Source organism: Enterobacter sp. PI-10 (genome assembly GCF_027947695.1).
Taxonomy (GTDB): domain Bacteria; phylum Pseudomonadota; class Gammaproteobacteria; order Enterobacterales; family Enterobacteriaceae; genus Enterobacter; species Enterobacter vonholyi.
This window is the reverse complement of sequence record NZ_JAJNOG010000010.1, coordinates 160,566-168,022: the sequence shown is the minus strand read 5'-3', so window position 1 is coordinate 168,022 and position 7,457 is coordinate 160,566. Positions and strand designations below refer to the sequence as shown.

At 51.5% G+C, this 7,457-nt stretch carries 11 protein-coding genes; 1 reads left to right on the top strand and 10 read right to left on the bottom strand.

Going from position 1 to position 7,457, the window contains the following annotated elements:
• The 9 genes from LRM19_RS18915 to fkpA form a co-directional block, all read right to left on the bottom strand.
• Positions 1 to 225, bottom strand: a 225-nt coding sequence (locus LRM19_RS18915) for a GTP-binding protein (protein WP_008502775.1), incomplete at its 3' end; no start/stop codon positions are given.
• Positions 226 to 294: 69 nt separating this feature from the next.
• Entirely contained in the window at positions 295 to 2,409 is a 2,115-nt protein-coding gene (fusA, locus tag LRM19_RS18910) for an elongation factor G (protein WP_008503004.1), read from the bottom strand.
• A 96-nt stretch (positions 2,410 to 2,505) separates the two neighbouring features.
• Positions 2,506 to 2,976 (bottom strand): 30S ribosomal protein S7, encoded by a 471-nt coding sequence (gene rpsG, locus LRM19_RS18905; RefSeq protein WP_004106370.1) that lies wholly within the window; start codon positions 2,974 to 2,976, stop codon positions 2,506 to 2,508.
• Positions 2,977 to 3,072: 96 nt separating this feature from the next.
• Complete coding sequence (gene rpsL / locus LRM19_RS18900; RefSeq protein ID WP_000246815.1) at positions 3,073 to 3,447, bottom strand: 30S ribosomal protein S12; 375 nt, start codon at positions 3,445 to 3,447, stop codon at positions 3,073 to 3,075.
• A gap of 124 nt (positions 3,448 to 3,571) precedes the next feature.
• Positions 3,572 to 3,859 carry a sulfurtransferase complex subunit TusB gene (gene tusB / locus LRM19_RS18895; RefSeq protein ID WP_045909310.1) on the bottom strand — a complete coding sequence of 96 codons (288 nt, stop codon included), beginning with the start codon at positions 3,857 to 3,859 and terminating at the stop codon, positions 3,572 to 3,574.
• Positions 3,860 to 3,866: 7 nt separating this feature from the next.
• Positions 3,867 to 4,226, bottom strand: coding sequence for a sulfurtransferase complex subunit TusC (gene tusC / locus LRM19_RS18890; protein ID WP_111963791.1), 360 nt, complete (start codon positions 4,224 to 4,226; stop codon positions 3,867 to 3,869).
• On the bottom strand, positions 4,226 to 4,612 hold the full coding sequence (gene tusD, locus LRM19_RS18885; RefSeq protein ID WP_115876878.1) for a sulfurtransferase complex subunit TusD: 387 nt from the start codon (positions 4,610 to 4,612) through the stop codon (positions 4,226 to 4,228). Before tusD ends, tusC begins: the two co-directional genes overlap by 1 nt.
• The gene (locus tag LRM19_RS18880; protein ID WP_003861697.1) at positions 4,612 to 5,334 is read right to left on the bottom strand and encodes a helix-turn-helix transcriptional regulator; all 723 of its coding nucleotides are present in this window, start codon (positions 5,332 to 5,334) and stop codon (positions 4,612 to 4,614) included. The genes tusD and LRM19_RS18880 overlap by 1 nt, the downstream gene beginning before the upstream one ends.
• 165 nt (positions 5,335 to 5,499) lie before the next feature.
• A complete protein-coding gene (gene fkpA, locus LRM19_RS18875; RefSeq protein ID WP_111963789.1) occupies positions 5,500 to 6,321 on the bottom strand; it encodes an FKBP-type peptidyl-prolyl cis-trans isomerase in 822 nt (273 codons plus the stop codon).
• A gap of 238 nt (positions 6,322 to 6,559) precedes the next feature.
• On the opposite strand from fkpA, the gene LRM19_RS18870 reads away from it, so the two are divergent.
• Positions 6,560 to 6,778, top strand: a complete 219-nt coding sequence (locus tag LRM19_RS18870) for a protein SlyX (protein ID WP_008503009.1) — start codon at positions 6,560 to 6,562, stop codon at positions 6,776 to 6,778.
• Positions 6,779 to 6,829: 51 nt separating this feature from the next.
• Here LRM19_RS18870 and slyD read toward each other — a convergent pair whose 3' ends face one another.
• The gene (gene slyD / locus LRM19_RS18865; protein ID WP_008503010.1) at positions 6,830 to 7,420 is read right to left on the bottom strand and encodes a peptidylprolyl isomerase; all 591 of its coding nucleotides are present in this window, start codon (positions 7,418 to 7,420) and stop codon (positions 6,830 to 6,832) included.
• Between the last annotated feature and the right edge of the window lie 37 nt (positions 7,421 to 7,457).

The following is a 7,457-nucleotide window of genomic DNA, read 5'->3' as shown; positions in this document are numbered from 1 at the left end:
GCGAGTCGGGGTGTCATATTCAACGTGGGAAGTGTTGATGGTGATACCACGAGCTTTTTCTTCTGGTGCGTTATCGATCTGGTCGAATGCACGAGCAGAACCACCGTAGGTTTTAGCCAGAACGGTAGTGATTGCAGCAGTCAGGGTAGTTTTACCATGGTCAACGTGGCCGATAGTACCAACGTTGACGTGCGGTTTTGTACGTTCAAATTTTTCTTTAGACACGGCTATATTCCTTACTATAGTGCTCTCCCCTCTGGAGAGAGCACGGGACTTAGGTTTTAATCCTGTGGATTACTTACCACGGGCTTCAATAACGGCCTGAGCAACGTTGTTAGGCGCATCATCATACTTCAGGAATTCCATGGTGTATGATGCACGACCTTTGGTCAGAGAACGCAGCTGAGTCGCATATCCGAACATTTCAGACAGCGGAACTTCAGCGTGGATCTTAACGCCAGTTACTTCGGATTCCTGACCACGCAGCATACCGCGACGACGGCTCAAGTCACCGATAACGTCACCGGTGTTCTCTTCAGGAGTTTCTACTTCAACCTTCATGATTGGCTCAAGCAGAACTGGTTTTGCTTTCTTAAAGCCTTCTTTAAAGGCAATAGACGCAGCCAGTTTAAACGCCAGTTCAGAGGAGTCAACGTCGTGGTAAGAACCGAAGTGCAGACGAACACCCATGTCAACAACCGGATAGCCAGCCAGAGGGCCCGCTTTCAGCTGTTCCTGGATGCCTTTATCAACGGCAGGGATGTATTCGCCAGGAATTACACCGCCTTTGATGTCGTTGATGAACTCGTAACCTTTCGGGTTAGAGCCCGGCTCCAGTGGGTACATGTCGATCACAACGTGACCGTACTGACCGCGACCACCAGACTGCTTAGCGTGTTTACCTTCAATGTCGGTAACTTTCGCGCGAATCGCTTCGCGGTAAGCAACCTGAGGTTTACCCACGTTCGCTTCAACGTTGAATTCACGCTTCATACGGTCAACGATGATGTCCAGGTGCAGTTCACCCATACCAGCGATGATGGTCTGGTTAGATTCTTCATCAGTCCATACGCGGAATGATGGGTCTTCTTTCGCCAGACGGCCCAGAGCCAGACCCATTTTTTCCTGGTCAGCTTTGGTTTTTGGTTCAACTGCGATGGAGATTACCGGCTCTGGGAATTCCATACGCTCCAGAATGATCGGGTGATCCGGGTCACACAGGGTGTCACCAGTGGTCACGTCTTTCAGACCGATAGCTGCAGCGATGTCGCCCGCACGAACTTCTTTGATCTCTTCACGTTTGTTAGCGTGCATCTGTACGATACGGCCAAAACGCTCACGCGCCGCTTTCACGGAGTTCAGGATGGTGTCACCGGAGTTAACCACACCAGAATAAACGCGGAAGAAGGTCAGGTTACCCACGAATGGGTCGGTAGCAATTTTGAACGCCAGTGCAGAGAATGGCTCTTCGTCGCTTGCGTGACGCTCAGCCGGAGTATCTTTACCGTCGTCCAGGATGCCGTTGATCGCAGGAACGTCAACCGGGGATGGCAGGTAGTCAACTACCGCATCCAGCATCGCCTGAACACCTTTGTTCTTGAACGCAGAACCACAGGTTACCAGGATGATTTCGTTGTTCAGAACGCGCTGACGCAGAGCTTTTTTGATCTCTTCTTCAGTCAGTTCTTCACCACCCAGGTATTTCTCCATCAGCTCTTCAGAAGCTTCAGCAGCGGATTCGATCAGGTTCTGGTGCCATTCGTCAGCCAGGTCCTGCATTGCAGCTGGGATATCTTCGTATTCGAAGGTAACGCCCTGGTCTGCATCGTTCCAGTTGATGGCTTTCATTTTCACCAGGTCGATAACGCCGGTGAAGCCTTCTTCAGCACCAATTGCCAGCTGCAGCGGAACAGGGTTCGCGCCCAGACGGGTTTTGATCTGACCAACAACTTTCAGGAAGTTAGCACCCATACGGTCCATTTTGTTAACGAACGCGATGCGTGGAACTTTATATTTGTTCGCCTGACGCCATACGGTTTCAGACTGTGGCTGAACACCACCAACTGCGCAATAAACCATTACCGCGCCGTCAAGAACACGCATGGAACGTTCTACTTCGATGGTGAAGTCAACGTGCCCTGGGGTGTCGATGATGTTTACGCGATGCGGTTCGTACTGCTTAGCCATACCTGACCAGAATGCAGTAGTCGCTGCGGAGGTGATAGTGATACCACGCTCCTGCTCCTGTTCCATCCAGTCCATGGTGGCTGCGCCGTCATGAACTTCACCGATTTTGTGGTTTACACCGGTGTAGAACAGAATACGTTCGGTAGTAGTGGTTTTACCGGCGTCGATGTGCGCACTGATACCGATGTTACGGTAGCGTGCGATGGGTGTTGTACGAGCCATTTGATTCCTCGTTTATATCTTTAGGCGTTCAGTTAAGTTACCCAGAGCGGGCGGCTTCTCTGAAGCGCCCGCCTGGTGACTAAGACTCCGAAGGGATTACCAACGGTAGTGTGCGAACGCCTTGTTGGCTTCTGCCATACGGTGAACGTCTTCACGTTTCTTAACTGCAGTACCTTTGTTGTCTGCAGCATCAGAAAGTTCGTTCGCCAGACGCAGAGCCATGGATTTATCACCGCGTTTACGAGCAGCTTCAACGATCCAACGCATTGCCAGGGCATTACGACGAACCGGACGAACTTCAACTGGAACCTGATAAGTAGAACCACCAACGCGGCGGGACTTAACTTCTACAGTTGGGCGAACGTTGTCGAGAGCGACTTCGAAAGCTTCCAGTTCATTTTTACCAGAACGCTGAGCCAGGGTCTCAAGCGCGCTGTATACGATTGCTTCTGCAGTAGATTTTTTACCATCTACCATCAGGATATTTACAAATTTTGCCAGCAGTTCTGATCCGAATTTCGGATCTGGAAGAATTTTACGCTGACCAATGACGCGACGACGTGGCATGGGAATACTCCGTTGTTAATTCAGGATTGTCCAAAACTCAAAGAGTTTAGTGTGACATTAAGATAAATCAGTTTGGCCTTACTTAACGGAGAACCATTAAGCCTTAGGACGCTTCACGCCGTACTTGGAGCGAGCCTGCTTACGGTCTTTAACACCTGAGCAGTCCAGCGCACCACGAACGGTGTGGTAACGAACACCCGGAAGGTCTTTAACACGACCGCCACGGATCAGGATCACGGAGTGCTCCTGCAGGTTGTGACCTTCACCACCGATGTAGGAAGTCACTTCGAAACCGTTAGTCAAACGCACACGGCATACTTTACGCAGTGCGGAGTTTGGTTTTTTAGGAGTGGTGGTATATACACGAGTACATACGCCACGTTTCTGCGGGCAGGCTTCCAGCGCAGGCACGTTGCTTTTCGCAACTTTGCGTGCACGTGGTTTGCGTACCAGCTGGTTAACTGTTGCCATTAAATAGCTCCTGGTTTTAGCTTTTGCTTCGTAAACACGTAATAAAACGACCTCATACAATATGAGGACGCGAAATTTTAGGGCTACGTCGAAAAGGTGTCAAGAAATATACAGCGATCTCAAATCACCAGTTCATTTGACTGGCGTGCGTCACAGTAAGATTGACGAAATCAGTATAGCCAACCACGTCAATTTTGGCTGAAATTTGACCAGAAAGACCCCGCGCATCCAGATCGTCCTTCAGCGCAGAGACTGTTATGGGGGCATTCGTGAGAATTTCAACGAAACGACTGCCTTCCAGTGCAGCAAGTACGCCATCCTGAATCAGCAGCAGGTCATCACCGTCGCGCAGCATACTCAGTAACGCGTCGATATCACATTGCCACGGTGAATGGCTCAGAGTATGGAGCATGTCAGCCTCAGAAAGTCAGAACGGTGTCGTAGTGGGAAAGGTGTTCGCGCAATGCAGCTGAAGACAGGACTGTCACATCCAGCACGAAAGGCGTCTTATCATCCAAACCGCGAGCGGCCAGCGAATCGGCGCAGACATAAAGGGTTTCGATGTCGTACAGCGGCAGCACTTTAAAGGTAGCGATGTAATCCCGCGCCAGAATGGCCTGAGGCTGTTGCCCAGCCAAAAGCTGAAACACCCCGTCCCCCAAAAAGAAGACGCCGATATCTTCGGTCAGCGCGGACGTTGCAAGTAACGCATCCAGCCCTTCGCGGCCAGAAGCGCTGCCGTGCGGCGCAGACTTAAAAACAAATGCCACGCGCTTCATCAGAATTGCACCACTCTGTCGCAGGTTAACGCCGCCTGTGCCAGCGCGCCCAGACCACTTAACGAAAAACCGGGCTGCAGGTTAGAACCCGATAAACCAAGACGCGCAGCTTCGGTTGCATCGGTTACGCCCCGGCGCAGTGCCGCCGCCACGCAGATGTGCAGTTCTACGCCCTGCTTTTCGTTTAATGCCTGCCATCCGCGCACCACATCAAACTCATCGTTCGCCGGCGACGTAAACTGGTTTGCGTTGTACACCCCTTCCCGATAGAAGAAGACGCTCGCCAGCTCATGTCCGGCCGCCAGCAGCGCATGCGCAAACTGTAGCGCGCTGCTGGCCTGCTGAGTCCCGTACGCCGGGCCTGTCACCATTAACGCAAAACGCATTACTTATCTTGTCCCAGGAAATCACCGCTTTTGAACTGGCGAATATAGAGGTAGACCGTGTGCTTGGAGATGTTCAGACGATCGGCCACCTGGTTGATGGCGTCTTTAATATCAAAAATCCCTTTCTCATAGAGATTGAGCACGATCTGGCGATTCTTGGCGTTGTTCGAGACGTTGCGATCGGCATTCACTTCTTCAATGGTGAACTCAAGCGTCTGAGTGACGAGATCTTCGACGGAAGAGGCAAAGTTAACAGAAGAGCCAACATCCGGCGTTTCTGGTGGAATAAAGGTGCTCATGATCTGCGAGAAAGGCACATCAAGGTTCATGTTGATGCACAGCAGCCCAATCACACGATGCTCGCGGTTTCGAATCGCGATAGTTTCTGATTTCATCAGCACGCCGCTTTTGGCGCGGGTGAAATAGCATTTGGAGACGCTGCTGTCCGCGCCGGTCATGTCATGCAACATACGCAATGCAAGGTCGGTGATTGGCGAACCAATTTTACGGCCAGTATGCTCACCATTCGCAATGCGGATGGCGGAACACTTCAGATCTTGCAGGGAGTGCAATACGATTTCGCAGTGGGAGCCAATGAGCATCGCTAACCCGTCCACTACCGCTTCATAGGATTTCAGAATATCGAAGTCGGTCTGATCGAAAGGACGTTGATCCAGCAAATCAAGTTCACTGGTTTCGTTGGTTAAAAGCGACCTGGACATGAAAAAAACACTCCTTTTCAGGAGCCTGTCGTTAGGTTTTCAGGGCAGGCTCATTATCTACACGGACAACTAAATTAATACAGCGTGTATAGCGCTTTCCAGTGTTAATTATATCTGCCCCACAATAAAAAAACCGCCGCCTGAAAGGCGGCGGTTTTTATCACATTACTTCTTAGCGTCTGTCGCTGCTTTTTCTTCAGCAGGTGCGTCCGCTTTAGCATCCGCTTTCGGTGCCGGTTTGATGTCCAGCAGCTCTACGTCAAAGACCAGCGTAGAGTTGGCTGGGATTCCCGGAACGCCGGTTTTGCCATAGGCCAGATCCGGTGGGATGACCATCTTGATCTTGCCGCCTTTCTTGATGTTTTTCAGGCCTTCAGTCCAGCCAGGGATCACACCATCCAGACGGAAGGAGAGCGGCTCACCACGGGTGTAAGAGTTATCGAACTCTTTACCGTCGATCAGCGTACCTTTGTAGTTCACAACAACGGTGTCGCTGTCTTTAGGCGCATCGCCGGTGCCTTCTTTCTCAACTTTGTACACCAGGCCAGTAGAAGAGGTTTTCACACCCTTCTCTTTAGCAAAGGTATCGCGGTAGGCTTTGCCTTTCGCTTCGTTGTCTTTCGCGTCCGCGTCCATCTTGGTCTGCGCGGCACCCTTCACACGCGCTTCGAACGCCTGCAGAGTCTGTTCAATTTCCTGGTCAGACAGCTTGCTCTTATCTGCAAATGCGTCCTGAACGCCCGCGATCAGCTGAGCTTTATCCAGTTTGATGCCCAGCTTCTCTTGTTCTTTCAGAGAGTTTTCCATGTAACGACCCAGAGATGCGCCCAGTGCGTAGGCGGATTTCTGGTCGTCATTTTTGAACGCCGCTTTGCTGTCTGCAGTGGCAGCAGGCTTCGCAGCAGTATCAGCAGCGAATGACAGCGGCGCGTTCAGCGCAACAGCCATCGTCGTCGCCAGCAGCGTTACTTTAAACAGTGATTTCATCCATATCTCCAGGGCCTGGGGACTCTCACCCCAGCATTAAACGTAAATGAGTGACGTACTATAAAACGTTGCGGAAGAAATCTACAGACAGACACTTCCAATTCTCGCCACTTTTCAGACTATTTTTGTTTAAATAAGTTTCCTGCCAAGGGGATGCAGACTGTACTTAAGGATAAACTCAGTTAAACTGCGCCGCCGCAGTGCCATTATGGTGAATCTGAAACAAACGAGGTGAATGATGAAGGATACAACGATAGAAGCGAGAATGGCTGAGCTGGAAAGCCGCCTGGCTTTTCAGGACATCACCATCGAAGAGCTAAACCAGACCGTGACCGCACATGAGCTCGAAATGGCGAAACTGCGGGATCATATGCGCCTGCTGACGGAAAAGCTGAAGGCTACGCAGCCGTCGAACATTGCCTCTCAGTCAGAAGAGACGCCACCTCCTCATTATTGAGGCGTAAAAAAAGCGGGATAATCCCGCTTTTTTATTTTCCGCATGACGGAATTAGTGGCAGCCGCAGCCGCCGTTACCGCAACCACCTTTACCGTGGCCGTGATCATGACCATGGTCGTGGCCGTGACCACCGCAGCAGCCATCGTGGCCGTGATCGTGGTCATGGTCGTGACCGTGCGCACCGTGAACGTGGCCATGAGCCAGTTCTTCTTCGGTCGCTTCACGGATCGCAACAACTTCGACGTTGAACTTCAGGTTCTGGCCAGCCAGCATGTGGTTACCGTCAACCACGACGTGGTCATCTTCCACTTCGGTGATTTCAACAGGAACTGGACCCTGGTCAGTTTCAGCCAGGAAGCGCATGCCAACCTGCAGTTCGTCAACGCCCATGAACACGTCTTTAGGAACGCGCTGAACCAGGTTGTCGTCATACTGACCGTAAGCGTCGTTCGCGCCTACTGCAACGTCAAATTTGTCGCCAACTTCATGACCTTCCAGCGCGTTTTCCAGGCCGGAAATCAGGGAACCGTGACCATGCAGGTAGTCAAGCGGCGCACTCACCGGAGACTCATCAACCAACACACCGTCTTCTGTACGTACCTGATAGGCCAGGCTGACCACCAGGTCTTTTGCTACTTTCATGATATCTCCTGAGCGTGGGAAAATTGCTGGCGCAGAT